This is a genomic window from Streptomyces sp. NPDC002623 (assembly GCF_053592635.1).
Window position 1 is genome coordinate 83559 of record NZ_JBSFWB010000017.1, and the last position, 26343, is coordinate 109901.

26 protein-coding genes are annotated in these 26343 nt (G+C 72.0%); 8 read left to right on the top strand and 18 right to left on the bottom strand.

The genetic code is table 11. The features are described 5' to 3' along the window. On the bottom strand, nt 1–825 hold the full coding sequence (locus tag ACWD4O_RS28565; RefSeq protein WP_451284111.1) for an SDR family oxidoreductase: 825 nt from the start codon (nt 823–825) through the stop codon (nt 1–3). A gap of 225 nt (nt 826–1050) precedes the next feature. Here ACWD4O_RS28565 and ACWD4O_RS28570 point away from each other — a divergent pair, with 225 nt between their 5' ends. From ACWD4O_RS28570 to ACWD4O_RS28580, 3 genes are all read left to right on the top strand, one after another. Further along, the gene (locus ACWD4O_RS28570; protein WP_450952678.1) at nt 1051–1758 is read left to right on the top strand and encodes a TetR family transcriptional regulator; all 708 of its coding nucleotides are present in this window, start codon (nt 1051–1053) and stop codon (nt 1756–1758) included. 202 nt (nt 1759–1960) lie between these two features. Beyond that, nucleotides 1961–2761, top strand: a complete 801-nt coding sequence (locus tag ACWD4O_RS28575; protein ID WP_451284333.1) for an SDR family NAD(P)-dependent oxidoreductase — start codon at nt 1961–1963, stop codon at nt 2759–2761. 59 nt (nt 2762–2820) lie between these two features. After that, nucleotides 2821–3570, top strand: a complete 750-nt coding sequence (locus tag ACWD4O_RS28580; protein ID WP_451284113.1) for an SDR family NAD(P)-dependent oxidoreductase — start codon at nt 2821–2823, stop codon at nt 3568–3570. A gap of 46 nt (nt 3571–3616) precedes the next feature. Here ACWD4O_RS28580 and ACWD4O_RS28585 read toward each other — a convergent pair whose 3' ends face one another. The 17 genes from ACWD4O_RS28585 to ACWD4O_RS28665 form a co-directional block, all read right to left on the bottom strand. Continuing rightward, nucleotides 3617–4672, bottom strand: coding sequence for an MBL fold metallo-hydrolase (locus ACWD4O_RS28585; protein ID WP_451284115.1), 1056 nt, complete (start codon nt 4670–4672; stop codon nt 3617–3619). After that, nucleotides 4669–6201 carry a class I adenylate-forming enzyme family protein gene (locus ACWD4O_RS28590; RefSeq protein WP_451284117.1) on the bottom strand — a complete coding sequence of 511 codons (1533 nt, stop codon included), beginning with the start codon at nt 6199–6201 and terminating at the stop codon, nt 4669–4671. Before ACWD4O_RS28590 ends, ACWD4O_RS28585 begins: the two co-directional genes overlap by 4 nt. 49 nt (nt 6202–6250) lie before the next feature. Continuing rightward, the gene (locus tag ACWD4O_RS28595) at nt 6251–6571 is read right to left on the bottom strand and encodes an EthD family reductase (RefSeq protein WP_451284119.1); all 321 of its coding nucleotides are present in this window, start codon (nt 6569–6571) and stop codon (nt 6251–6253) included. 121 nt (nt 6572–6692) lie between these two features. Next, on the bottom strand, nt 6693–7073 hold the full coding sequence (locus ACWD4O_RS28600; RefSeq protein WP_451284121.1) for a hypothetical protein: 381 nt from the start codon (nt 7071–7073) through the stop codon (nt 6693–6695). Beyond that, the gene (locus ACWD4O_RS28605; RefSeq protein WP_451284123.1) at nt 7070–7420 is read right to left on the bottom strand and encodes a nuclear transport factor 2 family protein; all 351 of its coding nucleotides are present in this window, start codon (nt 7418–7420) and stop codon (nt 7070–7072) included. The genes ACWD4O_RS28600 and ACWD4O_RS28605 overlap by 4 nt, the downstream gene beginning before the upstream one ends. Before the next feature lie 97 nt (nt 7421–7517). Continuing rightward, entirely contained in the window at nt 7518–8144 is a 627-nt protein-coding gene (locus ACWD4O_RS28610) for a TetR family transcriptional regulator (RefSeq protein ID WP_451284124.1), read from the bottom strand. 102 nt (nt 8145–8246) lie between these two features. After that, nucleotides 8247–9050 carry an enoyl-CoA hydratase/isomerase family protein gene (locus ACWD4O_RS28615; RefSeq protein WP_451284126.1) on the bottom strand — a complete coding sequence of 268 codons (804 nt, stop codon included), beginning with the start codon at nt 9048–9050 and terminating at the stop codon, nt 8247–8249. Further along, entirely contained in the window at nt 9047–9838 is a 792-nt protein-coding gene (locus ACWD4O_RS28620; protein ID WP_451284128.1) for an SDR family NAD(P)-dependent oxidoreductase, read from the bottom strand. Before ACWD4O_RS28620 ends, ACWD4O_RS28615 begins: the two co-directional genes overlap by 4 nt. Continuing rightward, on the bottom strand, nt 9835–10611 hold the full coding sequence (locus tag ACWD4O_RS28625; RefSeq protein ID WP_451284130.1) for an SDR family oxidoreductase: 777 nt from the start codon (nt 10609–10611) through the stop codon (nt 9835–9837). Before ACWD4O_RS28625 ends, ACWD4O_RS28620 begins: the two co-directional genes overlap by 4 nt. Next, on the bottom strand, nt 10608–11822 hold the full coding sequence (locus ACWD4O_RS28630) for an acyl-CoA dehydrogenase family protein (protein ID WP_451284131.1): 1215 nt from the start codon (nt 11820–11822) through the stop codon (nt 10608–10610). Before ACWD4O_RS28630 ends, ACWD4O_RS28625 begins: the two co-directional genes overlap by 4 nt. A gap of 12 nt (nt 11823–11834) precedes the next feature. Next, nucleotides 11835–12806 (bottom strand): phosphotransferase family protein, encoded by a 972-nt coding sequence (locus ACWD4O_RS28635; RefSeq protein ID WP_451284133.1) that lies wholly within the window; start codon nt 12804–12806, stop codon nt 11835–11837. After that, nucleotides 12803–14014, bottom strand: coding sequence for an acyl-CoA dehydrogenase family protein (locus ACWD4O_RS28640; protein ID WP_451284135.1), 1212 nt, complete (start codon nt 14012–14014; stop codon nt 12803–12805). The genes ACWD4O_RS28635 and ACWD4O_RS28640 overlap by 4 nt, the downstream gene beginning before the upstream one ends. A 72-nt stretch (nt 14015–14086) precedes the next feature. Beyond that, entirely contained in the window at nt 14087–15235 is a 1149-nt protein-coding gene (locus tag ACWD4O_RS28645; RefSeq protein WP_451284136.1) for a thiolase family protein, read from the bottom strand. Next, nucleotides 15232–15675 carry a Zn-ribbon domain-containing OB-fold protein gene (locus ACWD4O_RS28650; RefSeq protein ID WP_451284138.1) on the bottom strand — a complete coding sequence of 148 codons (444 nt, stop codon included), beginning with the start codon at nt 15673–15675 and terminating at the stop codon, nt 15232–15234. Before ACWD4O_RS28650 ends, ACWD4O_RS28645 begins: the two co-directional genes overlap by 4 nt. Next, nucleotides 15660–16448 carry an enoyl-CoA hydratase/isomerase family protein gene (locus tag ACWD4O_RS28655; RefSeq protein WP_363171400.1) on the bottom strand — a complete coding sequence of 263 codons (789 nt, stop codon included), beginning with the start codon at nt 16446–16448 and terminating at the stop codon, nt 15660–15662. The genes ACWD4O_RS28650 and ACWD4O_RS28655 overlap by 16 nt, the downstream gene beginning before the upstream one ends. 131 nt (nt 16449–16579) lie before the next feature. Then, on the bottom strand, nt 16580–17716 hold the full coding sequence (locus ACWD4O_RS28660; protein WP_451284140.1) for an acyl-CoA dehydrogenase family protein: 1137 nt from the start codon (nt 17714–17716) through the stop codon (nt 16580–16582). 114 nt (nt 17717–17830) lie between these two features. After that, the gene (locus ACWD4O_RS28665) at nt 17831–18625 is read right to left on the bottom strand and encodes an SDR family NAD(P)-dependent oxidoreductase (RefSeq protein ID WP_451284142.1); all 795 of its coding nucleotides are present in this window, start codon (nt 18623–18625) and stop codon (nt 17831–17833) included. Between the two features lie 61 nt (nt 18626–18686). On the opposite strand from ACWD4O_RS28665, the gene ACWD4O_RS28670 reads away from it, so the two are divergent. The 5 genes from ACWD4O_RS28670 to ACWD4O_RS28690 all read left to right on the top strand — a co-directional run bounded on the left by ACWD4O_RS28670 (nt 18687) and on the right by ACWD4O_RS28690 (nt 26328). After that, a complete protein-coding gene (locus tag ACWD4O_RS28670; protein ID WP_451284144.1) occupies nt 18687–19802 on the top strand; it encodes an alcohol dehydrogenase catalytic domain-containing protein in 1116 nt (371 codons plus the stop codon). Between the two features lie 155 nt (nt 19803–19957). After that, on the top strand, nt 19958–21379 hold the full coding sequence (locus ACWD4O_RS28675; protein ID WP_451284146.1) for an FAD-dependent oxidoreductase: 1422 nt from the start codon (nt 19958–19960) through the stop codon (nt 21377–21379). 212 nt (nt 21380–21591) lie between these two features. Beyond that, complete coding sequence (locus ACWD4O_RS28680; RefSeq protein WP_451284148.1) at nt 21592–22461, top strand: branched-chain amino acid ABC transporter permease; 870 nt, start codon at nt 21592–21594, stop codon at nt 22459–22461. 12 nt (nt 22462–22473) lie between these two features. Continuing rightward, nucleotides 22474–25029, top strand: coding sequence for a branched-chain amino acid ABC transporter ATP-binding protein/permease (locus ACWD4O_RS28685; RefSeq protein WP_451284150.1), 2556 nt, complete (start codon nt 22474–22476; stop codon nt 25027–25029). 90 nt (nt 25030–25119) lie between these two features. Further along, entirely contained in the window at nt 25120–26328 is a 1209-nt protein-coding gene (locus tag ACWD4O_RS28690; RefSeq protein WP_451284151.1) for an ABC transporter substrate-binding protein, read from the top strand. Nucleotides 26329–26343: the final 15 nt, after the last annotated feature.

A 26343-nucleotide genomic window follows, 5' to 3' on the forward strand; every position in this document is an offset into this window, starting at 1 on the left:
TCACTCGTCCTGCACGGCGGCGCACAGGCCGCCGTCGACGACGATGTCGACACCGGTCAGGTAGCTCGCCTCGTCCGACAGCAGGAACGCGGCGACGGCGGCGACTTCCTCGCATCGGCCGGTGCGGCCGAGCGGCGTGCGTTGGATGAGCTGTCGCACCGACTCGTGCCGCGCCGCCTCCATCCGCGTCTGCGGGGTGTCGATCGCGCCGGGCGACAGGGAGCACACGCGGGCGCCCACCGGCCCGAGTCGCACCGCCTCGGCGCGGGCGAAGCGCTGCACACCGTACGTGGCCCACGGGTACGCCCAGGCGGGATCCTCGACGGCCGGACCGATGGCGTCACGGAGACGGTCGAGGAATCCCTCCTGCGCCGAGTCGTCCAGCACGGCCGCGACTTCCGGGGCGGGGTCGATGTGGGCGATCAACGGGGACACCGAGGCGGTGTACACGAAGGCCGTCCCGGCGGTGGCCAGCGGGCCCAGCTCCGCGGCAAGAAGCACGGTCGAGACGAAGTCGACCTCGATGATCCTGCGCCAGTCGCCCTCCGCCGGCGCGACGCTCTCGGCGTGCGCGACAGCGCGCAGCGTGCCGAGCTCCCTGACCCGATCGGCCAGCCGGGCGAGGTGCTCCGGGTCGGTGACGTCCATGCCGAACGGCTCGACGACGGCCCTCGTGCCGGCGCCGGACAGGTCCTTCGCGACGGCGGCCGCGACCGCGTCGTTGGCGTCGGTGAGCAACAGCACGTCGACCATGTCGGCGAGGCGCCTCGCGCATGCCTCCCCCGTCCCGCGCCCGGCACCGGTGGCAATCCCTACCGTGGTCATGCGTCACTCCTCACTGGAGACACTCGTCAGGGACGAGTGTCTCGCGGTCGGCGGCGTAGGGGCCTCCCCGGACGCCCCGCGTCCCGCAGCCTGTCGTACCGTTTGGTCCGGTCGCATCGAACGACGTCCCCGAGTCCGCTCCCCGATGCCGGGGCCGGCCGTCCGACGTGGCCCCCGAAGTCGGCTTTAATCGATACGTCGTCACGTCAAGCGGGGAGAGAGCTCATGCCACGACCGCCGGGCCACGGACCGGGCTTCGAGGTCAGACGCCAGAAGATCATCGACATCGCGGCGTCGTTGTTCGCCCAGCAGGGATACGCTGCGACGTCCATCAACGACCTGGGCCGGGCGGTCGGGCTCGCCAAGGGCGCCCTGTACTACTACATCGGCTCCAAAGAGAACCTGCTCGTCGAGATCCAGTCCCGTGTGATGGGGCCGCTGCTGTCCCGGACCCGGCAGATCACGGAGCTCGACGCGGATCCCCTGCTGCGGCTGCGGCTGCTGTCCGAGTCACTGCTGACCATCATCTTCCGCAGGCTCGACCACATCTGGGTCTACGAGCACGACTACCGCAGTCTGAGCGGCACCGAGCTGAAGACCCTGCTGGGCCAGCGTGCCGACTTCGAGCAGTTGATCTCGGGGCTGCTCACGGAGGCCGTCGAGCAGGGCACCTTCCGTACGATGCCGCCGCGACTGGCCACCCTGCAGTTCCTCAACCTGCACAACCACACCTACCAGTGGGTGAACCCGGACGGGGACTGGGACGCCGCCTTCCTGGCCCACGAGTACTGCGCGACCCTGTTCCGCGGATTCGGTGCGCCCGACCACGCCCTGCCGCGGGTCGAGGAACTGGCCGAGGCCTTCAAGCGCGACCGGCCCGAGCTGCCGCTCGACCCCGAGGCGAAGTGGGAGTCCGTCCCCGCCGATCAGTGACGGAGGGCCTGCGGGGCGCTGCGGCGCACCGCAGGCCGGCCGGAGCGCCCCGCCCCGGCTCGGCTCCGACCTCGCGCACCACTTCAACCGGATTCAGTCTCCGCCCCCAGCCTTGTCGCCTGCGCCTTGCGAATCTAGACTCTACAGAAATGAAGCTAATTCAGTTCAGGTCTCGCGATGCGTACCCGGGAGCAGACTCATGATGGGTTCCTTGGCCGGCAGGACCGTGCTCGTCACCGGTGCGGGACAGGGCATCGGACGGGCGATCGCCGTGGAGATGGCCCGGCAGGGCGCGTCCGCGGTGGCCGTCGCCGACCTGAACGAGAAGACCGCCGCCGAGACCGCTGAGCTGGTACGCGCCGCCGGGGCGCAGGCCGAGGCGATCGGCTGCGATCTGCGCGTCCGCGACAGCATCGCCGACATGGTCGCGCGGACCGCGGAGCGCTTCGAGGGACTCGACGTCCTGGTCAACAACGCCGGGGTGATCGAGACCGCGTTCACGGCCGAACCGGACCGTGGCGTCGACTCGCTCTCCGAGGAGGTCTGGGACGCGGTCTACGAGGTCAACCTCAAGGCGGTGTGGCTGACCACCAAGTTCGCCGCACCGCATCTGCGGCGCTCGCGGCGCGGACCGGCCATCGTCAACACCGCATCCGTGTCCGGCCTCACCGGCTTCCCCAACGCCCCCGCCTACGGGGTCACCAAGGCGGGCGTCATCCATCTGACCAAGGTCACCGCGGTCGACCTGGCCCCGGTGCGCTGCAACTGCTTCTGTCCCGGCGTCATCGACACACCGCTCGCCCAGGACTTCTTCGCCGCCGCCGCGGACCGTGCCGCCATGGAACACGAGCTGACCGCACCGCAGTTGGTGGAGCGGCTCGGACGCCCGGAGGAGGTCGCGAGGCTGGCGTGCTTCCTGGCCTCCGACGACGCCGCGTTCATCACCGGATCGTCGTACGTGATCGACGGCGGCGCACTCGCCTGGCTCGGCGTACGGGACTGACGACCAGCGAAGGCCGACACACCGTCACACCGTCACGCTGTCAACGAGGAGGGGACTCCATGCAATCGAGGCTGGCCGGGAAGACCGCGCTGGTGACCGGGGCCACGGGAGGCATCGGCGACGCCGTCGTACGACGGCTCGCGGCCGAGGGTGCGGCGGTCGTGGTGACCGACCTGGACGCCGATCGCTGCGAGAAGCTCGCCGAGGAGGTCGGGGGCGGGGCCCTGGGGCTGGCGCTGGACGTCTCGGACGAGGAGGCGTGGCGCGAGGTCGTCGCCACGGCGACCGCCGCGCTGGGAGAGCTGTCCGTGCTGGTCAACAACGCCGGCATCGCCACGATGCACACGGTCGAGACCGAGACCATGCAGTCCTGGGAACAGGTCCTGGGGGTGACCCAGACGGGTGTCTGGCTCGGCATGAAGTACGGCGGTCCGTCCATCGAGCGTTCCGGCGGCGGCTCGATCGTGAACGTCGCGTCGATCTTCGGCACGGTCGGCGGCTTCGGCGCCCAGTTCTCGTACCACGCGGCCAAGGGCGCCGTGCGCCTGATGACCAAGAATGCCGCGCTGCACTGGGCGCGGCGCGGGGTCCGGGTGAACTCCCTGCACCCCGGCTTCGTCGAGACGCCCCGGTCGCGCGAACTCTGGCGCGACACACCCCGGTTGACCGCGATGATCGAGGGCACGCCGCTCGGCCGGCTCGGCACGCCCGAGGAGGTGGCGGCCGCCGTGGCCTTCCTCGCCTCCGACGACGCGAGCTTCATGACCGGGTCCGAGCTGTACGTCGACGGAGGCTGGACGGCGCGCTGAGGCCGTCGGGCTTCGGGTGCAGGGCTGTGGGCTTCGGCCCGCAGCCCTAATGGGCCGTCGTGGCCGTGTACCGGTCGACTCCGTCGGTCTGTGTGCGGCCGGCCCGTCCGCGGGCCGCCAGCACGTCCAGGTGCGCCGCCGTCTCGTTGACGGCGAGCATCTGGTCGAAGGGCCCGAGGTCCGCGAAGACGACCCTGCGCCGGGTCCACCCCAGCTCCCCCGCCACGTCATGTGCGGTGCGCGTACGGCCGTCGAGGGCGGCCAGCGTCTCGGCGAGCCGGTCGTCGTGGTGCGCCAGGAGCTCCCCGACCCGTGCGTGCACGCTGTCGCCGACCGGGCCGTGCGCGGGCAGCAGGCTCGCGTCGGCGAGTGTGGTCATCAGGTGCAGCGAGTCCAGATAGTCGCCCAACGGCAGGGCAGGGCCGCCGAGTTCGAAGCCGATGGACGGGGTGATGTGCGGCAGGACGTGATCCCCGGAGAACAGCAGCCCGCGCGCCCGGTCGAGGTACACGACATGACCCTGGGTGTGCCCGGGCGTCGGCACGACCGTCAACCGCGTGTCCCCGAAGCGGAGTTCCTCCGCCTTCAGCCAGCGGTCCGGTGCCTCCCAGACCGTGGCGTCGAAGTCACCGTCGTACATCGCGGCGACCCGCTCGGCGAGTTCATGGGCCCCGGCCCGGCGCAGTGTCCGGAGTGAGCCGGTCGGCTCGTCCGTGCGCAGCTCGCCCAGGAGCTCCAGGCCGGGCCGCTCGCCCGCGCCGAGGTAGACCTGGGAGCCCAGCAGCCTGCGCAGTTCGACGGCCTGGGTGTAGTGGTCGCGGTGGATGTGGGTCACCAGGACGTGGGTGATCTCGCCGAGGTCGTGGCCGAGGTCGGTCAGCGCGTCCTCAAGTGCCTTGCGGGACTCGGGGATCGACCATCCGCCGTCGATCAGGACCAGCCCCTCCGTCAGGCCCTCCAGGGCGTAGACGTTGACGGCCCGCAGTCCGTCGTCCGGCAGCGGGAGCGGGATGCGGTGGACGCCGGGCCGCACGGTCTCGGGTCCGGGCTGCGCCCAACTGCCGCGGTCGAAACGGGCGGTGCGGGTCGTGGGGGTCGTCATGCATCTCCTTGCCGGTGCTGTTCGGGGTGTGCGGGGAGCCCGGCGTACAGGTCGTGGGCGAGCCTGCGGGCTCCCGACCGGTCGAGCTTGCCGACGGTCGTCTGCGGCAACTCGCCGACGGTGAAGGCGAATTCGGGCCACTTGGCCTTGGACAGGCCGGTGCGGGCGAGGTGTGCGGTGATCTCGTCGAGGCCGAGTTCACCGTTGCCGTCCTCGACCACGACGAGCACGGCGGCGCGTTCGCCGAGGAGCGGGTCCGGTACGGGGGTGACGCAGACGCGGGCCACCGCCGGGTGGGCGGCGACGGCTCGCTCGATCTCGGTGATGTCGAGGTTGCGGCCGCCGCGGATGATGACGTCCTTCTCCCGGCCCATGACGGTGACCGTGCCGTCCTCGCCGGTGACCAGCAGGTCGCCGGTGGGGAAGAAGCCGTCCGGGGTGAGGGCCGGCGGCTCGACCTTGCCGTCGCGGGCGTAGCCGAGGAAGAGGGACGGGCCGCGGACCTGCGCACGGCCGGTCGCGCCGGGCCCCAGGACGGTTCCATCGGCGGCGACGGCCCTGAGGTCGGTGCCGGGGAAGGGCCGTCCGTCGCGGCCGAGGCGGATCTCCTCGGGGTCGTCGGGCCGGGGGGAGGTGTGTCCGAGGCACTCGGACATGCCGAAGACGCGCAGGATCCTCGTCCCCAGGGAGCGTTCGGCGCGGGCGAGGGCGCCGCGGTCCATGGGGCCGCCGCCGACGGTGATCGAGCGGACCCCGTCGAGCGCCTTCGAGCCGGCCGCGGCCGAGCCCATCTGGAGCGCCATGGTCGGCACGCACATGGTCCACCGGACGTCATGGGCGGCCATCCGCGCGAGCGCCTCCTCGCGGTCCCAGCGGCCGGACAGGACGAGCGGCCCGCCCAGCATCAGCGCGAGGCAGACACCGAAGCAGTAGGCGGCGGTCGAGGAGAGCGGGACGACGGCCGCCACCGCGTCCCCGTCGCTCAGGCCGTTGACGTCGACCGTGCACGAGCACGCGTACCGCAGGGCGCTCTCGGACTGGACGACGCCCTTGGGGCGGCCCGTGGAGCCGGAGGTGAGGCCGATGACGCTGCCGCCCGACCAGCGGGAGACATCGCGCGGGCCGCGGCCGGCGCGGACCGTCCAGCCGTCCAGTGCCTCGGCCGTCAGGGCGTCGGGCAGGGCCGGGGCGCCGCCCCACTCCTCGATCGCGGACGGCTCGGCGATCAGGACGTCCGGCCGGATGTCCTCCATGGCGGCGGCGAACTCGGCACGCGTCGTGTGCCGGTTGACCAGGGCCAGGACACCGCCGGTCAGTCCGACGGCGAGGGTCGCCGCGACGGTGCGCCACGAGTTGTCGGCCTGGAGGAGCACGGTGCCGCCTGCCGTGTCCTCCGGGGTCATCGCCTCGGCCAGGTAGGTGGCCCGTTCCAGGAGATCACGTGCGCCGTGGCGTCCGTGATCGTCGACGACGGCTGTGAAGTCGGCCTGTTCGGACCGGTAGTAGAACTCCCGCACTGTCTGTCGCATCCGTTTCCTCGCCTCGTCGCGAAGCCTCTTTGCCGAACCTCTTCGGTACTCAGCCGCCGTACATCTCCCTCTCGCCGCCCATGACGGCGATCCGGCGGCCGCGCATGTCGCCGACCTGGGCGACGGCGGCCGCCCACTCCGGGCTGGCCAGTGCTGTGCGCAGGTCCTCGGCGGTGTCGAAGCTCAGGACGGACAGGCCGTCCCAGCCCTCCGAGCGCGGTTCGAGGGCCGCGTCGAGGTCGGTGTGCCGCCAGGATCTGAGCCCGGGCAGGTGCCGGGTGAGTTCGGCGTGCTCGCCGCGCCACCAGGCGATGAACCGTTCGTGGGTCCACTCGGGCGGCCGGGCCGCCAGCAGGACGAGGTTGTACATCGCGCCTCCTCGGCATCGCGCGTACCCAGGATCGTGCCCGGCCGGGATCGGGTCCGGTCGGGATCATGCCCGGTCGGGATCGGGTCCGGCCGGGATCGGGTCCGGCCGGGATCGGGTCCGCTCAGGTGAACAGGACCGCGGGCGAGCGCCCGATCAGCAGCCGCCGTACCCGGCCCTGGTCGTCGAGTCGCGCCGAGGCCACGAAGGTCGCCTCCGGTACGCCCGATCTGCGCACCTCGCCGAGGTACAGCTCGTCCCGGCCGACCGCGGACGCGGTGAGCAGGTGGTGGGTGCGCACGCCCACCTCGCGCTGGGCGAGGTAGCCCTCCATCTCCGCCCGGCCGCCGTGGAAGTCGGTGCCGGCGTCGCCCCCGGTGGAGAACAGGATGGAGAACGAGAAGTCGTCGCTGATCAGGTCGAGGATCCGGTCGGCGTCGGCGCTGTCCAGGATCCCGAACCAGGTGGTCAGGAACGGAGCGGCGGACGTGGCGGGCGCGCTCACGGCCGGTCCACGAGGTCGAAGTCGGGGGTGAAGAAGGACTGGTAGCGGGCCATCAGCCCGGCGGGCGAGACCTGTACGGCGGACAGAAAGGCGCCGACGGTCACACCCTGGTCGACGACGAAGCCGTACGCCGTCTCGACGTCTCCGTCGACGGAGTAGCGCACGATCTCGTGCCTGCGGTCCACGGCGTTGCGCCCCGCGATGTAGTCGGCGAAGTCCGCGCGGGACGTGCCGCTGTGCAGACCGCCCGGGAGGGCGATGAGGAACCGGAATCCGGGTTCCAGAAGTTCCAGGGCCTTTTCCGGGTCCTGGCCGTCCATTCTGGCCATGTATTCGCGAAGCACCATTGCCGATCGTTCTCCCTCAGCGCCATGAAACAACCTGAGTTCAGTTCAGTTTGACTGTAAGACGGCCGCCCCGCCCCGGCAAGAGGCGGGGCGAAGGCTATTCCGCGACCATCCGCACCACGCATCCCTCGATGGTGTCGCCGATCTCCGTCAGGGGAATCGCTCCGGTCGGGCGGTACCACCGCCAGACGCTGACGATCATGCCGAGCACGGCGAGGCCCAGCGTGTGCGCGTCGCGGACCGGGAAGGCGCCCTTCGCCATGCCGCGCATCAGCAGGCTCGTCCAGTCCCGCTCCACCATCTGGACCAGCTGGCGGGCGGCGACCCGCTCGGTCTCCTCGCGCTTGGACTTCCGCGGAGTGGCGAGCAGCGACATGTTGGCCTGCAGGATGCGCATCTGGCGGATCTCCTGGTCGGTGACCGCGAAGGCGGCCCGGACCGCCGCGCGCAGCTCCTCCACGGGTTCCGACACACCGCCCGTGGCCTCGACGAACTGGTCGTGGGAGCGCTGCAGTTCCAGGCGCATGATGGTGAGCAGGCAGTGGGCCTTGGACTCGAAGTAGTGGTACAGCGCGGTCTGCCCGATGCCGACCCGGTCGGCGACCTCCGACCACTTGGTGTTCTCGTAGCCGTCCTCCCCGAACCGCTCCACGGCAGCCACGAGGATCGCGCTGCGCTTCGACCTGGGCCCCTCCTCCGGATCCACGATCCGCGCCCTTGCCATCGTCTCTCCCTCTCCTCCACGGTCGGCACCGATCACCGCCCCGGTCGTCCGAGAGTAGACCCAAGTTCAGGTCGGCTACGAATCGAAGATCGCCCGGAGCTCTCACCGGCCGTCCGACCGGGCGGCGCGGGGTCCCGCGAAATCGGGCCGGCGTCCGGCGAGGAACGCCGCCACGCCTTCCCGGCCCTCCGCGGAGACCGCGGCGGCAGCCAGCTGGCGGGCCTCCGCGTCGAGGTGTTCGTCGAGGCTGTCGGCCGGTGCCCGCCCGACCAGCCGCCGGGTCGCCCCGTACGCCGCCGTCGCCCCGCGTGCCAGCTCGCCCGCCGTCCGCGCGGCTTCCTCGTCCAGCCGCTCCGGTGCGACGACCCGGCCGACCAGGCCCATCTGCAGCGCCTCGGCGGCCGGGACGCGCCGGTTGGTCAGCAGCAGGTCCACGGCCCGCCGCGGTCCGACGAGCCGAGGCAGGGACCAGCTGACCCCGGCGTCCGGCGTGTACCCGATCGCGGTGTACGCGGCGGTGAAGCCCGCGTCGGCAGCCGCGAAGCTGACGTCCGCCGCCGCCACGAGCCCGAGACCGGCGCCCGCGACGGCCCCCTTTACGGCGACCACCAGCGGAGCGTCCAGCCCGGCGAGGATCCGCAGCGCCCCGTGCAGCGCGTCGGTGACCTCGGTGAGATGTCCGGCCAGGCGTTCCGCCGGCAGCGCGGCGAACTCCTTCAGATCGCCGCCGACGCAGAAGGACCGCCCCCGGCCGGTGAGCAGCACGGCCCGGACCCGCTCCTTCTCGCACTCCCGGGCGGCGTCCAGCAGCGCCCGGGCCATCGCCAGGTCGATGGCGTTGCCCGCCCCGCGGCACAGCTCGACCCGGGCCAGCCCGTCGCCGTCGACCTCGACCGTGACCCTCATCGCGCCGTCCACCCGCCGTCCACGGTGAGTACCTGCCCGGTGCAGTACGCGGACGCGTCCGAGGCCAGATAGAGCAGCGCCCCGTCCAGTTCCCCCGGCTCGCCGCCGCGCCCCAGCATCGTGCCGCGCTCGACCCAGCGCCGGGAGCGCTCGTCGGAGAACAGTCCCTCGGTCATCTCCGAGCGGAACCAGCCGGGCGCGAGCGCGTTGACCCGCACACCCGCCCGTCCCCACTGACCCGCCAGTTCCCGGGTCAGTCCGATGAGCCCGGCCTTGGACGCCGCGTAGGCCGCACCGCCCAGCGGGGCGCCGGAGACCAGGCCCAGGACGGACGAGACGTTCACGACCGATCGCGTCGTACGGCCGTGGTCGTGCGCCGTCGCCTCCGCCTCCGCCAGCAGCCGCGCCAGGTGAAAGGGGGCCACGAGATTCACGGCCAGTACGTCCGCGAAGTCGTCGGCGCTCTCGTCCTCGGCGCGTACGGCGCCGGGCGCGCCGGCGTTGTTGACGAGGACGTCGATCCGGCCGGTCTCGTCGAGCGCCGTCTCCATCAGCCGCACCCGGTCCTGCGCCCGCGAGACGTCGCAGACGACGGGTCGGATGCGCGGGTCGTCGTCCGCGAGTTCCTTGAGCCTGTCCAGGCGCCGGGCGGCGGCGAGAACGGTGGCGCCCGCCGACGCGAGCACCGTGGCGAACCGGGCGCCGAGCCCGGACGACGCCCCGGTCACCACGGCGGTCCGCCCGGCCAGCGAGAACAGCTCCGTCGCGGGGGTCGCCAAGGGGGTCATGCCTCCACCCCGATCGGCAGCACGGTCGCGCCACCGTCCAGGACCAGCGTCTGCCCCGTCATCCAGGAAGAGGCGTCGGACGCCAGGAAGAGGGCCGCGTGCGCGACGTCCTCCACCGTCCCGAGTCGGCGCAGCGGCAGCTTCGCGGTCAGGATCGGTTCCCTCGGCTCCCAGACGGCCCGCGCGAGCTCGGTCTTGATCAGTCCGGGCGCGATCGCGTTCACGCGTGCCATCGGGCCGAGTTCATAGGCGAGTTGGCGGGTCATGTGCAGCATGGCCGCCTTGGTGGCGTTGTACCAGCCGATGTGCGGGTCGACGATCAGTCCGCCGACGGAGGCGATGTTGACCACCGCTCCCCCGTGCTCGCGCATCCATGCCCGCCAGGCGCACCGGGTCCAGGCGATCATGCCGTACTGGTTGACCCGCACGGTCTTCTCCGCGCGCGGCAGGTCGAGGTCGAGGAGATCGCCCATGTAGGGGTTGGTGGCCGCGTTGTTGACCAGGATGTCGAGGCGTCCGAGGCGGGCCATGGTCTCCTCGACGCAGCGTTCGGCGTCGGCCGGCTCGCCCGCGTTGGCGACCACCTCGTGGATCTCTCCGTCGCCCTTGACCCGCAGGAGTTCCTCGCGCGCCGCGGCCAGTCCCTCCGCCTTGCGGGCGGCGATGACGACATGGGCGCCCGCCTCCCGGTACGCCTCGGCGATCCCGAGGCCGATGCCCCGGGAGCCGCCGGTGATCACGGCGACCCGCCCGCTCAGTACCTGTGCGCTCACGCCGACTCCTCCCGATACTTGGCCAGTTCACGCCGGGCGACGGTCCGCAGATGCACCTCGTCGGGCCCGTCCGCGATGCGCAGCGCCCGGGTGATGGCGTACAGCCGCGCGAGTACGGTGTCGTCGCTGACCCCGGCCGCGCCGTGCGCCTGTACCGCCCGGTCGACCACCCGGTGGGCGACCTCCAGCGCGGCCACCTTGATCGCGGCGACCTCGGTGCGGGCGGCCGCGTTGCCCGAGGTGTCCATCAGCCAGGCCGACTTGAGGACCAGCAGCCGCAGTTGCTCGATCTCGATGCGGCTGCGGGCGATCCACTCGCGCACCACGCCCTGTTCGGCGAGCGGGCCGCCGAAGGCGGTGCGGGTAAGGGTCCGTCGGCACATCAACTCCAGTGCCCGTTCGGCGAATCCGACCGCCCGCATGGCGTAGTGCATGCGCCCGGGCCCCAACCTCCCCTGGGCCAGGGCGAATCCGTCCCCCTCGCCGCCCAACATGGCCGCCACCGGCACCCGTACGTCCTCGAAGAGCACGTCGCCGTGGCCGCAACGGTCGGTGTAGCCGAACATCGGCAGATCGCGGAGGATCGTGATGCCGGGGGTGTCGCGCGGGATCAGCAGCATGCTCTGCTGCCGGTATGTCGGCGCGTCCGGGTCGGTGACGCCCATCAGGATGATCAGCCGGCAGTCCGGATCGAGGATCCCGGACGTGTACCACTTGTGGCCGTCGACGACGTACTCGTCGCCGTCCCGGGTGATCCGGGTACGGATGTTGCGCGCGTCGGAGCTGGCCACCTCGGGCTCGGTCATGGCGAAACAGGACCGGATCTCGGCGGCCAGCAACGGCCGCAGCCAGCAGTCCTGCTGCTCGGGGGTGCCGAAGAGGGCGAGCAGTTCCATGTTGCCGGTGTCGGGAGCGGAGCAGTTGAACACCTCCGGTCCGATCACCGACCGTCCGGCCAGCTCGGCGAGGGGCGCGTACTCGAGGTTGGTGAGGCCGGCGCCCCGGTCGCCGTGCGCGAGGAAGAGGTTCCACAGGCCCTCGGCTCGCGCCTTCTCCTTCAACTCACGCATGACGGGCGGCAGTTCATGGGGATCGTCCGCCTCGGCGAGCTGCCGGTCGTAGACGGGCTCGGCGGGCAGGACGTACTCCGCCATGAACGCGGCCATACGCGAACGGAGTTCGTCGGCCCTCGGGGAGAGTGCGAAATCCATGGTGGCGCTCCTTCAGGGCCGTCGGGCGAGGATGTCGCGGGCCGCGCGGATCATCGCCGCGATGGTCGGCGGCAGCCGCTCCTGGTCGGGGTCGTGGTGCTTGCCCTCGCGGTGCCGGCGCAGATTGTGGCCCATGATCGCGGCCATCTTGGTGCGGGCCAGGGCACGGAACCAGTCGAAGGCAGGGGGCTCGGGACGTCCGTCGAGGTGGGCGGCGAGCAACTCCTCCTCGGTGGGCAGACCGGGGACGGCACGGCCGAGCCGGGGGAAGTTGCGGTGGTCGGCGAAGAGGAGGAACCACGCGAGGTCGATGCGCGGATCGCCGTAGCCCCAGATCTCCCAGTCGACGACGGCGGCCGGTCGTGCGCCCTCGAACAGGGCGTTGCCGAGCCGGAAGTCGCCGTGGGTGAGGGTGGGGGCGACCGGTTCCGGAAGGTGTGCGGCGAGGGCGGCCAACACGTCCTCGGCCCCGGGGCGGAGTTCGGGCGGGACCGCGCCCATGGTGCGGCTCCATCTGTCCAACTCTCCTGCCGGGTCCAGGAGTTCGTCGGTCTCCGGGCTCTTCGTGCGATGCAGGTCGCGGAGTACGTCGGCCAGGACCAGCATCCGGGTGCGGCAGAGCCCCGGGTCGAGCCGGTGCTCGTCGAGAACGGGCTCGATCGCCTCGCCGTCGGCGAACTCCATCGCGAACCATGCCGGTTCGGCCTCGTCGACGGCGACGACGCCCGGCACGGGCACCGGTGATCCGGCGAGCGCGCGCAGGATCCGGGCCTGGCGCAGCACGTCGTTGCGCCCGATGGGCCGCCGGCCCGGTGGCACTGCCTTGACGACGTAGGAGACCGGTCCCGCCGTGATGGAGTAGGTGAGTCCCGAGTGGCCGCCGGGCAGGGTGCGCAGTTCACCGAGCGGGGCGCCCGGATGCCGTTCGGCCAGTTGCGCACGGACCCGGCGCGTGAGTTCGGCGACCTCGGTGGCGGTGCTCAACTCCCCGCTCCCTTCGGTTCCTTGGGCAGTCCCAGCACCCGCTCGGCGAGGATGTTGCGCTGGATCTCGTCGCTGCCGCCGGCGATGCGGTAGCCGGGAGCGCCGAGCAGGTGCTCGGTCCAGGCGAACGTGCCCCACTCCCCCGTGTCGGCGGCGAGGCTCGGTCCGAGGAGTTGCTGGACGAGGTCGGTGGTGGCGCGCATGGTCGCGGTGGCGTGGAGCTTGCCGACCGAGGCCTCGGCGCCCGGTGCCCGGCCGGCCGCCAGCGCCGAGGTCACGCGCAGCCCGGTGAGCCGTTGGACGAGGGTGCGGACGACCAGGTCGGCCGCCTGCTGCCGCTCCCCGTCGGTGAGCGGGCGGGGCAGGTGCCGGGCGAGGTCGAGGGCGCGGTCGGCGTTGTCCAGGCCGAGTCCGCCGGAGTCGAGGCGCTCCGCCGCGAGGACGGTGAGGGTGACCCGCCAGCCCTCGCCGACGGGGCCGAGCCGGTCGGTGTCGGGCACCTGGACGTCGTCCAGATAGACCTCGTTGAAGCTGGCGCCGCCGGTCATCTGCCGGATGGGCCGGACGGTCACGCCCGGCGCATCCATCCGGACCAGGAAGACCGTGATGCCCGCATGTTTGGGTACCTCGGAATCGGTGCGGCACACGGCCACCCCCCAGGTGGCGACCCGGGCCCCGGAGGTCCAGATCTTGTGGCCGTTCAGGATCCAGCCGTCGCCCTCCCGCACGGCCCGGGTACGGACGGCGGCGAGATCGGAGCCGGCCTCCGTCTCCGAGAACAGCTGACAGGCGAGTTCATCGGTGCGGAGCATGGGGCGCAGCCAGCGCTGCCGCTGCTCCCGCGTCCCCCAGATGCGGACGGCGGGGGCGACGAGTTGCTGGGTGACCGGAAAGATCTCGGTGCGCCTCGGCACGTCGAAGCCGGACTCCTCGGACCGGTACAACTGCTCGTAGTGGGCCGGCAGTTCGCGGCCTCCGTACTCCGGCGGCCAGGCGAGCGCGCCCCAGCCCTGGTCGTAGCGGGTGCGTTCCCAGTCCCGTGCCCGGTCCGTGTGGGTGCGTTCCTCGGCCTCGGTCCAGTTCTCGAAGACGGCCACCGAGTCGTCGCCGCGGCCCCACTCACGATGTGCGGCGCGCGCTGTCGCCACGCCCTTCAGCCAGCGCCGGGCCTCGGCGCGGAAGTCGTCCGGGGCGGGTATGCCGTCCATGATCCTCCTCTCGACGAACTCTCGACGGACTCTCGACGAACTCTCAAAACGGAAGTCTGAGTGGACCGACTCTCAACGGGTCAGCACGGTGCAGGCGCTGACGCCCGGCGCCCCGTACACATGGGTGAAGCCGGTCGACGGGTCCCCCGGCACCTGCCGTTCGCCGGCCCGGCCGCGCAGCTGCTGGACGACCTCGTGGACCTGACGCAGTCCGGAGGCGCCGATGGGCTCGCCGTTGGCGATGCATCCGCCGTCGGTGTTGACCGGCAGCAAGCCGTCGATCCGGGTCGCCCCGAACGGGATGAGCGACTCCTGCTCGCCGTGCTCGCAGAACCCGCACTCGGCCATGTGCATCACCTCGGCGCCGCTCTCGGTGTCCTGCAGCTGGCACACGTCGATGTCGCGTGGCCCCAACCCGGCTTCCTCGAAGGCGTGTTGTGCGGCGTCGGCGGTCACGCTCGTCGGCGTTCCCGGCGGCGCCCACGGGCTGAACACCTCGAAGGAACCGAACCGGCGGGTCCGTACGACCGCCGCCCGCAACGCGACCGGTGTTGCGCCGAGCTCGCGGGCCACCGCTCGGTTGCACAGGATCAGGGCCACGGCGCCCTGGCCGGGCGAGCAGAACATGTACCGGGTCAGCGGGTCGTTGACCGTGCCGGACGCCAGGATCTCGTCCGCGTCGAGCGGTTTGCGGCGCCAGGCGTGCGGGTTGAGCACGCCATTTGCGTACGCCTTCTCGGCGACCAGCGCGAGGGTGCGGGCGGTGATGCCGTGGTCGTACATGTACCGCTGGATCTTCATGGCGAAGAACTGGGTGGTCACCATCAGCCCGTCGCGGCCGTAGGCCTCGTCGAGCCCCCAGTCGGCGGGCCGTGGGTCGAAGGCGCCACGCGGGTGCTTGTCGAAGCCGACGGCGAGGGCCACGTCCGCCGCCCCGGAACGGATCGCGTGGGTGGCCGCGACCAGGGCGCTGCCGCCGGTCGCGCAGCCGTTGCGCACATTGGTGAACGGCACTCCCGTCAGGCCGAGTTCGGCGACCAGTGTGTCGGCGTTGCCGGCCGCGTCGCTGCCTCCGTAGGCGGCCCGCACCCGTGACCACGGCAGTCCGGCATCGGCCAGGGCGGCGCGTACGGCCTGCACGGCCAGGTGCCGGCCGCTCGCTTCCGTACGGGCGAAGGAGGTGATCCCTACACCGCAGACGAGTACTTCCTCGTTGCTCATACGGCGACTCCGGCGACTCCGGCAGCTCCGGCGACTCCGGCAGCTCCGGCAGCTCCGGCGGCTCCGGCGGCTGCGGCGGCTGCGGTGGCCCTGGGGACGCCGTCCTGCCCCGTGATCGTCATCGGCATGCCGATCTCGGCGTCCTCGGGCCGGATGTCGAGGGCGGCCAACACCCGTACGCCTTCCGGCAGTTCGACGTATCCGACGGTGAACGGCACGAATCCGGCGGCGGGCGGGAGGTACGGCGGCGACTTGGGCGCGTAGCGCTGTGCGGTCCAGGTCCACAGCGTGCCGGTGGCGGAGAGCAGGACCGGCTCGGCCGGCCCGCCGCAGCGCGGACAGGCCGGCTGGGCGGGGTAGGCGGCCACCGCGCAGCCGGCGCACCGGGAGCCGCGCAGGCGGCTCCCGGTCTCCGGTCCGCCGGTCAGCGGCCCTTCCACTGCGGCTCCCGCTTCTCCAGGAAGGCCGCCACGCCCTCCGCCGCGTCCTCGGAGTTGAGCATCACGCCGACCGCGAGGTGCTCCATGACCATCAGCGACTGGATGTCGGCGTCGAGGCTGCGGTCGATGGTCATCTTGGTGATCCACATGGTGAACGGGCTCTTGTCGATGAGCTGGTCGGCGAACTCGTCGACGGTGGCGTCGAGCTTGTCGGCGGGCGCCGAGGAGTTGATGAGGCCGAACTCCGCGGCCTCGACCCCGGTGAGCAGCTTGCCCGTGAGCATCAGCTCCTTGGTCTTGCGCACGCCGATCATGCGCGGCACCCGGTAGATCGGTCCGGCGCCGCCGAACAGCGCGCGCCGGATGTGGAAGTCGCCGATCAGGGCGTCGTCCGCGGCGATCGCGAAGTCGCAGGAGATCATCAGCTCGAAGCCGCCCGCGGTGACATGGCCTTCGAGGACGGCGATCGACGGCGTCCTCATCGAGTAGAGCCGGTCGCAGACCTTCGCCGACAGCACGGCGACGTCGATCGCGTTGGACCTGCCGACGAAGTCGGCCTTGAGGCTGTCCAGGTCGAACCCGGAGCAGAAGGTGTTGCCACGCCCCCGCAGCACCAGCACGCGCAGTTCGGGGTCCGCGTCGACCTCGGTGATGATCTCGTCCAGCCGGTTCAGGATCGGCACGGTCACGCAGTTCTTCTTGTGCGGGCGGTTCAGCCAGACCCGCGCGACATGACCGTCCCGCTCGAACTGGATCTCGTCTTCGACTGCCATGAGCTCCTCCAAACTGAACTGAATTGAGTTCGATTCTGTGGGCAGTGGTTGCCCCTGTCAATGGACCGGGAGGGGGTGACTGCTCCGGATTGCCGGCGATCGGTCGGCACGCGCCGGGTCGGGACGGCCGGTCAGTCGCTACGGCCGGTGAGGCCGAGCAGGCCGGCCAGGCGCAGACGATGGTCGTCGCCCGTGCCGAACAGCGCTTCGTCGGCCCGTGCCCGGCGCAGATAGAGGTGGGCCGGATGCTCCCAGGTGAAGCCGATCCCACCGTGGAGCTGGACGTATTCCGTGGTGGCCAGCCGGTAGGCGCCGGTGCAGGCCACCGCCGCCGCGCTCGCCGCCACGGGCAGCTCTCCGGCCCGCGAGGCGAGGCAGGCGCTCGCATACGCCGACGCCGACCGCGCGCCCTCGACCTCGACGAGCAGGTCGGCCAGCCGGTGTTTGACCGCCTGGAACGAGCCGATGGCCCGGCCGAACTGGGTCCGCCGGGAGACATGGGCGAGTACGGCGTCCAGGGCGTGCGCGCTGCCGCCGACGTGCTCGGCCGCCAGCGCCACCCGCCCGGCGTCGAGAACGGCGTCGACGACCTCCTGCGCCGCCGGTCCGGGCTCGCCGACCGGCTCGGCCGGAGCCGCCCGGAAGCGGACGCGTGCCTGGCGGCGGGTGGGGTCGAGGACCCGGCGGGCCGTGCGGTCGCAGGTCGCGTCGTCCGGCTCGCAGGCGAACAGCCGCCTCCCGTCCGGCGCACGGGCCGCGACCAGGAGCAGATCGGCGCCCGCTCCGTCGGGCACGAAGTCGGCGTCTCCGCGCAGCACCCAGCCGCCCGCGCCGCGCTCGGCCGTGACGTCGGCGGGGTGCAGGAATCCGACGACCGTCGCCGTGCGCGCGCCGGTGGCGATGCCCGGCAGCCAGCGCGCGCAGGCCTGCCGGTCGCCGCTGTCCAGCAGGGCGTGTCCGGCGAGGACGACGGTGCTCAGCAGCGGTGCGGGGCACAGCACGCGCCCGGTCTCCTCCAGCGCGACGGCGAGTTCGGCGAAGGTGTAGCCCGCGCCGCCGTACTCCTCGGGCACGGCGAGCCCGTGCACACCGATCTCGCCCGCGAGCCGGCCCCAGAGCACCTGGTCGTATCCGCGCGGACTCTCGACCTGCCGGCGAACTTCTTCGGGCCCACCGCTCTCGGCGAGCAAGTCCCGCAGGACCCCGCGCAGTTCGCGCCGCTCGTCGGTCTCCAGGATCAACTCGGGATCAGCATCGAGCCGGAACATCCAAACCTCCCTCGATTGCACCCCCAGGGGCGCGGGGCTGTGTCGATCCGCGGCTCCGCCGCGAGGCGCGGCCGGCCACGGACGACCCGCAGCCGACCCACGCCAAAAGGCACCTCACACCGTGAACCGCCCGCCGTTGGCCAGCAACACCGCCCCCACGAGGTTCGCGGCCTCGGCACCGGCCAGGAACAGCACGATGTCGGCGATCTCCTCCGGCGTCGCGTACGGGCGCACCCGTGGATCGGCGAAACCGCTGCGCAGGGCCGCCGGGGTCCGCGCGGCCATGCCCGTCTCCGTCGGCCCCGGAGCGACCGTGTTGACGCGGACGCCGAACGCGATCGCCTCCTTGGCGACCGACTGGCTCAGCGCGTGGACACCGGCCTTCGAGGCCGCGTAGTGCGGATAGCCGGCCTGGGCGTCGAAGGCCGAGGAGGAGCCGACGGTGACGACAGCCCCGGACCGGTGCGGCGTCATGACCCGCAGGGCGGCCCGCAGGACGTGGAAGGTGCCGTCCAGGTTGACGCGCATGACGCGCCGCCAGGCGTCGTCGTCGAGCCGCGCCGTCACCTCCGGCGGCCGGTCCGCCACCAGGGCCTCGGCGATCCACTCCTTGGCCGTGGGGTCGTCGACTCCGGCCGCGTGCACCACGACGTCGAGCCGCCCGTGCCGTCGTACGACTTCCGCGAAGGCTTCGTCGACCTGCGCCGGTTCGGCCACGTCGACGGTCAGGGGGTGCGCTCCCGGCACCTCCTTCGCGAGGGCCTGCGCCGCCGGGCCGTCGACGTCCGCGGCGAAGACCTCGGTGCCCTGCGCGGCGAGTCGCCGGACGACCGCCGCGCCGATGCCGGATCCCGCGCCGGTGACGAGCGCGATCCGCCCGTCGAAGCGCCCTGCGTGCTCATCGTCCATGCATGGTCACCACCCCGCAATCGGTTACTGAACTGACTTCATTTTTGTTAATGTCTCACGTATGTCAACAGACGGGACGACGGACGGGACAAGAGCGCTGCGGCTGACCCGCTGGGGCGGCCCGCCGCTCCTCACGGAGGTGCCGCGCCCCACCCCGACGGGCGAGGAGGTGCTGATCCGGGTGGAGGCGGCCGGCCTCTGCCGTTCGGACCTTCATGTCATCGACGCGCGGCCGGGCGATCTCCCCTACCGGCTTCCGTTCACCCTCGGACACGAGGTCGCGGGCCGGGTGCTGGAACGCGGCGCGCGGGCCGTCGGTCCCGCGGTGGGTGCGCGCGTCGTCGTCTACGGCCCCTGGGGCTGCGGAAGCTGCGCGCGCTGCACGGTCGGAGCGGAGAACTACTGCGACCGGCGCGCCGCCCTCGACGCGGACCGCGTCGGCACCGGGGCGGGGCTCGGGCGCGACGGCGGGATGGCCGACCTGTTGCTCGTCCCGTCCGGACGGCTGCTGGTCCCGGTGGGCGACCTGTCGGCCGACCAGGCGGCGCCCCTGTCGGACGCCGGGCTCACCGCGTACCACGCCGTGGCCACGGTCCGCCGCGCGCTGGGCGACGAGGCGGGCGCCGGCGTGGTCGTCATCGGCGTCGGCGGGCTGGGGCATCTGGCCGTCCAGATCCTGCGCGCCACGACGACCGCACAGGTACTGGCCGTGGACGTGCGGGAGGAGGCCCTCGCCCTGGCCGACGAGTGCGGGGCCCACTTCGGCACGCTGCTGCGGCCCGACACGGCGGCGGTCCTGCGGGCCCGGACGGGCGGAGTCGGGGCAGGCGGAATCGGGACGGGCGGAGTCGGGGCGGTGGCCGTGCTCGACTTCGTCGGCAGCGATTCCAGCCTGGAGCTTGCGGTGGCCGCGCTGCGGGCGGGCGGGGAACTCGCCGTGGTCGGCAGCGGCGGCGGGGAGCTGACGGTCCGCAAGCCCGGCGCACTGCCGCCCGGAACGCGGATCTCGCTGCCCTTCTGGGGGACCCGGCCCGAGTTGGAGGCGGTGGTCGCCCTGGCGCGCGAGGGGGTGCTGAAGGTGGGCGTCGAGCGGTTCGCGCTGTCCAGCGCGACGGAGGCCGTCGAGCGGCTGCGCTCCGGCGACGTCCGGGGGCGCGCGGTCCTGCTCCCCGACTGACCCGACCGACCCGATCGATCACCCCCGCTGCACCCCTTCGCCCGGCCGGAACCCGTACCGCCGCACCTGTTGCCGACCACCCTCTCGACTCCAGAAGTGAGTTCAATTAGCGTTTTCCCGCACTACTCGGCAATGCGAAGGCGGTGGGACCCGCTATGAATGCGGAGACAGTGGATCTGCTGGTGATAGGCGGCGGCATGGCCGGTCTGACGGCCGCCGCCCAAGTGGCCGCCCAGGGCGGCTCGGTGGTGCTGGTGGAGAAGGCGGAGCGCACCGGCGGCTCCGCGCGCTTCGCCGGTTTCGTATGGACGACCCCGACCGTCGAGGAGCTGCGCCGGGTCAACCCGGACGGCGACCCGGAGCTGGCCACCCTCCTGGTGGACGGGTTCGCCGACGGCGTCTCCTGGATCCGGTCGCTCGGCGTGGAATGCCGACCACCGGTGCCCGTGCTCGGCTTCGGCCGCGGGCACCAGGTCGACACCAACCACTACCTCGACACATGCGAGCGGTTGATCCGCGATCGGGGCCAGGAAGTGCTGACCTCCACCTGGACCCGCTCCCTCGTGACGGAGAACGGCGTGGTCAAAGGGGCGGAGTGCGTCCTGCCGGACGGCTCCCTGCGCCGCATCGAGGCCACCTGGACCCTGCTCGCGACCGGCGGTTTCCAGGGGGATCCCAGCCTGCGCGCCGAGCACCTCCACCCTCGGGCCGCGGACATCGGGCTGCGGGCCAACCCCCACAGCCGGGGCGACGGCCTCACTCTCGGGCGCACCGCGGGCGCGGCCTTCGGCAAGAAGGACGCGGGGTTCTACGGCCACCTGATGCCGGCGGGCGTCTCGCTGGCCGACCCCGCGCGCTTCGTCGAACTGGCCCTCTACTACAGCGAGCACGCCCTGCTGTTCGACACGACGGGCGAGCGCTTCGTCGACGAGACGCTCGGGGACCATCTGACCACCATGGCGCTGCTGGAACGGCCGGAGGCCCGCGGCCTGCTGGTCGCCGACGCGCGGGTGCACCGCGAGTGGATCAGCGCCTCGTACGTGGAGGGCATCCCCGGCGTGGACAAGTTCCAGCTCTGCCATCGCGCCGGCGCCCGCAGCGCGGTGGCCGACAGCCTGGAGGACTTCGCCTCGATGCCCGAGGAATGGGGTTATCCCGGCGCCACGATCCGCGATCGCATCCTGGAATTCAATGCCTCCGTGGACGGAAGCGGCGAGACCGGCACGGCCGACGGGAACGGCACGCCGGCACCTGGCAGGCTGCTCGATCGCCTGCCTCTCGACGAGCCGCCGTTCTACGTCATCGAGGCGGCCCCGGCGATCACGTTCACCTTCGGGGGCCTGCTGATCGACGCCGGAACGCACGTCCTCTCGACCGAGACGGGGACGGGGACGGACACGGACACAGATGCGGACCCGGGCGGCCGACGCCCGATACCCGGCCTCCTCGCGGCCGGCGCGGACGCCGGGGGCCTCTACCGCCGCGCCTACGCGGGCGGCCTCGCCCCCGCGCTGGTCTTCGGCCTGACGGCGGCACGGACCGCCCTCGCCGGGGCGCCGACGGCCCTCGCGCGCTGAGCTTCGGTCGACTTCGGTCGGCTTCGGTCGGCTTCGGCCGGCTTCGGCCGGCTTCGGCCGCCGCTCGGCACAAATCCCGTGCACGAGGCTTGCCCGTCCGGCACCGCAGTGTCTAGCTTACTGAATTGAGTTCACTTTAACTCAACGGTTCGTGAGGTGATCATGCTTTCCGCATGCGTGGCGCGAACGCGCTCTTCCCCGAGGGAGGGACTGTGAGTCAGTTCCTGCTTGTCCTGGTCAGTGGTGTGGCCAGTGGAGCCGTGTACGGCCTGATGGGTCTCGGGCTGGTGATCATCTATCGGGCCACGGACGTCGTGAACTTCGCGATGGCCTCGCTCGCGACCCTGGGCCTGTACGTGGCGGTCTCGCTCCACGACCGCGGCGTGGCCACGGTGATCGGCATCCTCGCCGCCGTGGCGATCACCGTGGCGGCCGGCCTGGTCGTGCGCGAGACGGTGATCCGGCCGTTGGGACAGGGGCAGTTGTTCTCCGCACTCGTCGTGACGATGGGCGTGTCCCTGATCGCGGAGAGCGTGGCCGGATCGATCTGGGGCGACCAGCCCAAGGCGTTCCCCAGTCTGGTCGACGGGTCGGTGCGCTGGTCGGGCGCCGCGGTGCCGGTCCAGAGCCTGGTGACGATCGCCGTCGCCGCCGTCGCGATGGCGCTGGTGGGGTATCTGTTCTCCCGCACCACGCTCGGCTCGGCCATGCGCGCCGTGGCCGAGTCCGCCGACACCGCCCGCGTCGTCGGGCTGAGCGCGCAGCGCCTGGCCCGCATCTCCTGGGTGCTCGGCCTGGGCCTGGCCGCACTCGCCGCCTGTCTGTACGCACCGCGTTCCGGCCTGGTGCCCACCGCACTGGTCGCGCCCTTGTTCCGGGCCTTCGCGGGAATCTTCCTGGGCGGCCTGACCAGCATGTACGGGGCGGTCCTCGGCGGGTTGACCATCGGCGTCCTGGACAACCTGGCGGCGAACTACGCCTCCGCCAGCTTCCGGGACACGTTCGTGTTCTCGTTCACCGTGCTGGTACTGCTGATCCGTCCGCAGGGAATGTTCGGCACCCGCACCTTCCAACGGGTCTGAGGGGTCGCATCCATGGTCTTCAACCATTCCCTCCTGGCGAGGGCCGCCCTGGGCCCGGCCGCCGGCGCGGTGCTCATGGCGTTCATGGCCGCCGGCGCGATCCCCGCCTACCAGATGTACTCGGTGGGGCTCGCGGCGGTGTACACGATCGTCGTGCTGTCGGTCGGCCTGCTCGCCGGCTGGTCCGGCATCTGGTCGGTCGGCCACCCCGCCTTCTTCGCCATCGGCGCCTACTTCGCCGCGTACGGCAGCGGCCACGACTGGTCCCTGGAGACGGTGGTCCTCGGCGCCGTCGCCACCGGCGCCGCCCTGGGCGCCTTCCTGGGGTACGCGGGCGCCAGGTTCTCGGTGCTCTACATCGCCCTGCTGACCCTCGCGTTCACCACGGTCACCCTGGAGCTGATCAACCGCTGGAGCAGCGTGACCGGCGGCGACCAGGGCGTGCCGGTGATCCAGTTGCGCAGCGCGCTCGGCCTGGGCACCCTCGCGGGCGGCGGCACCGATGCGCAGTACCTCGCGGTCGGGGCGGCGGCCGTGGTGCTGGCGCTGGCCGTGCCGGCCGCCGCCTCGGGGCTGCGGATGCGCCTGGTGGCCGCCAAGTCGCACCCCCTGGCCGCCCGTACGATCGGCATCGCGCCGGAGGCGCAGTCGGCGCTGTCGTTCGCGGTGAGCGGGGCGGCCACCTGCTTCGCGGGCGTGCTGCTCGGGCTGCTCACCGGGTTCGTCAGCCCGGATCCGTTCTCGCTGACCCTGGGCATCTCGCTGATCGCGGCGTGCGTGCTCGGCGGGGTCGGCACCATCGTCGGCGCCGTGGCCGGCGGCATCTACCTCACCTGGAACCCTTCGCTGTCGTCCGCCGTCGGACTGCCCCAGCCGGTCGTGCAGGGCCTCGTACTGATCGCGGTGCTCCTCTTCCTGCCGGGTGGCGTCGTGCCGTTCCTCGCCAGGCCCGCGCGAATCGTCCTGCAGCGCGTGCTGCCAGGGCCGGACGCCGAAGTCCCGGCACCGTCGCCGTCGCCCGCCGAAGCGTCGGCGGACCGCACGCCGGTCGAGTCACCCCGGCCGCCGTCCGAGGCGACCGGCGACGACCCCGTCCTGCTGCGCCTGGAGCACGTGTCGGTCTCCTACGGGGGGCTCAAAGCCCTGGAGGACGCCTCGCTGTCCCTGCGGCAGAACGAGATCCTGGCGGTCATCGGGCCCAACGGGGCAGGAAAGACGACCCTGTTGAACGCACTGTCCGGGCTGACCGGCAACGGCAAGGTGAGCGGGACCGCCGACTTCGCCGGCCGGCCGCTGCTGAAGGCCAGGGCCACCGCACGGCGGCGGCTGGGCATCGGCCGCACGTTCCAGCACGCGGAGGTGTTCTCCGAACTCACCGTCGCGGAGAACGTGTTGTGCACCCGCCGCCGGATCACCGCCCGGGACCGGGCCGATGTCACGCGGCTGCTGCACTCCGTCGGCCTGGCGGACATGGCCGACCGCCGCCCCGGGGAGCTGCCGTTCGGCCTGCAGAAGCGTCTCGACCTGGCCCGCGCGATGGCCGGGGAGCCGAGACTGCTGGTCCTGGACGAGCCGTTCGGCGGCCTGGACTCGAGCGAACGGGCCCTGCTGGCAGGGCACATCAGGCGGCTGCAGGCCGACGGCACCGCCGTGGTGGTCATCGACCACGTCCTCGACGACCTCTTCTCCGTCGCCCACCGGGTGCTCGCCTTCGACTTCGGCCGCACGATCGGCGAGGGCACCCCGGACACCGTTCTGGAGGATCCGAAGGTGCGGTCGTCGTACCTGGGGACGGTCGACGGCAGGACGCGGCCGCCCGAGCGCGTGGGCGAACGGAGCATGATCCGGCTGCACGGGGTCGGCCACACCTACGGCGGCGTGGTCGCGCTGCGCGACGTCGACCTCGACGTCCGCCAAGGGGTCGTGCTGGGCATCGCCGGAGCCAACGGAGCGGGCAAGAGCACGCTGGCCGGCATCCTGCACGGCTCGCTCGAACCGGCCCGCGGCGACCGGGAGACGGGCGGAGTGGTCCGCACCAGCCTGGCGCCCGAGGGACGGGCCCTGTTCAAGACGCTGTCCCTGCGCGAGAACCTCGAAGTCGCGGCGTACGCGGCGGGCATCACCGGTGCGCCGCTGCGCGAACGGCTGGAGGAGACCGTCGATTGGCTCCCGGTGCGGCTGCGCGACCGGATGTCCGCGTCGGCCGGCGGGCTGTCCGGCGGCGAGCAGCAGATGCTCGCGATCGCCCGGGCCCTGATCGTGGAGCCGGACGTCCTGATCGTCGACGAACCGGCGCTCGGGCTGGCCCCCGCCCTGGTCGACGAGGTGTACGACCGGCTCGCCAGGCTGGCCCACGACGGCCTGACCGTCGTACTGCTCGAACAACTGCTCAGCCGGGCCATGTCGGTGTGCCACGAGGTGGCCGTGCTGCACGAGGGCGTCGTCGCGGCCCACGGGCGGCCGGACGACCCCGAGTTCGCGGCCCTGGCGGAAACGGCGTACTTCAGCGGCGGCCTGGCAGCCGCCCCGACCGCGGCGGCCTCCGCCCGGACCTCCCGAGTGAACTGAACTCCCCGTGTGAACTCCCAGCGTGAACTCCCAGTGTGAACTCGTGATGTGCACTCCCGTTGTGATCTCCCGTTGTGAACGAGGTGGACCGTGTTCCGGACAATAAGAAGATTCCGCCGAGCAGCGGGAGCCACGGCCGTACTGGCCGTGGTGGCGCTGACCGCCAACGCATGTGCCGGGGAGGACTCCGCAGCGGCCGGTGGCAGCTCCTCCGAGATCCACATCGGCGCGTGGCTCCCGCTCACCGGCGCGACCGCCACGTACGGCGTGGCGGAGAGGGCGGGCGCCGACGCGTACTTCAAGATGCTCAACGCATCCGGGGGCGTCAACGGCCGCAAGATCAAGTGGACCGTGAAGGACAACGCGGCCGACCCCCAGCAGACCGTGCAGATCGCACGTGAACTGGTGGGCCAGGACAAGGTCGTGGCCATCGTCAACGCGAACGGCACCGCGCAGGCGGAGGCTGCCTTCCCGTTCGTCCTCAATCAGTCCAAGGTGCCGGTCCTCAACGAGGTCGGCGGTACCGAGTCCTGGTACAAGCCGCCGCGGGCCGGGCTGTTCGGCACCCAGACCCTCTATGAGGACCAGGCCGCGGCGATCGCCGCCTGGGCGGTGCAGGACGGGGCGAAGAAGATCCTCGTCGTGCACAGCGACCCGGCGGCCTTCGTGAACGTGGCCAAGCAGGTGGAGCCCGTCGCGAAGAAGGTCGACCCGTCGGTCGAGGTGGAGCGGCTGGCGGTGAAGTACCAGACCACCGACTACACACCGGTGATCAGCAAGGTGAAGGCCGCGAAGACCCAGGCGGTGATCGTGATCCTCACCTCCCCCGAGGCGGCCGCCTTCCTCAAGGAGGCCAAGCTCCAGGGGCTGTCCCTGCCCACCTACGCATACGCGCCGGTGGCCGCCGAGTCGACGGTCGCGCTGGCCAAGGACGCGGCCGAGGGCCTCAAGGCCGTACAGCTGGTGAAGGCTCCCTCGGACCCGGACCCCGCGGTGCAGGAGTTCCGGACCGCGATGGCCAAGTACGAGCCCGGTCAGGACGCGGGCTTCCTCGCCCTGTGGGGCTGGAGCAACGCGAAGGTGTTCGCCGAGATCGCGAAGACCGTCAAGGGGCCGGTCACGTCCCAGGCCATCACCGCGGCGTACCAGAAGGCGTCCTCGGTCGATCCCGGGGTGTCGCCGGTGATGAAGTTCAGCGCGAGCGACCATCTCGGCACGCGCAGCGTGCAGCGCGTGGTCGTGAAGAACGGCGTCTGGACATCCGTCGGCGACTTCTACACGCCTCCGACCCGCGACTGAGAGTCCTGCCCGTCG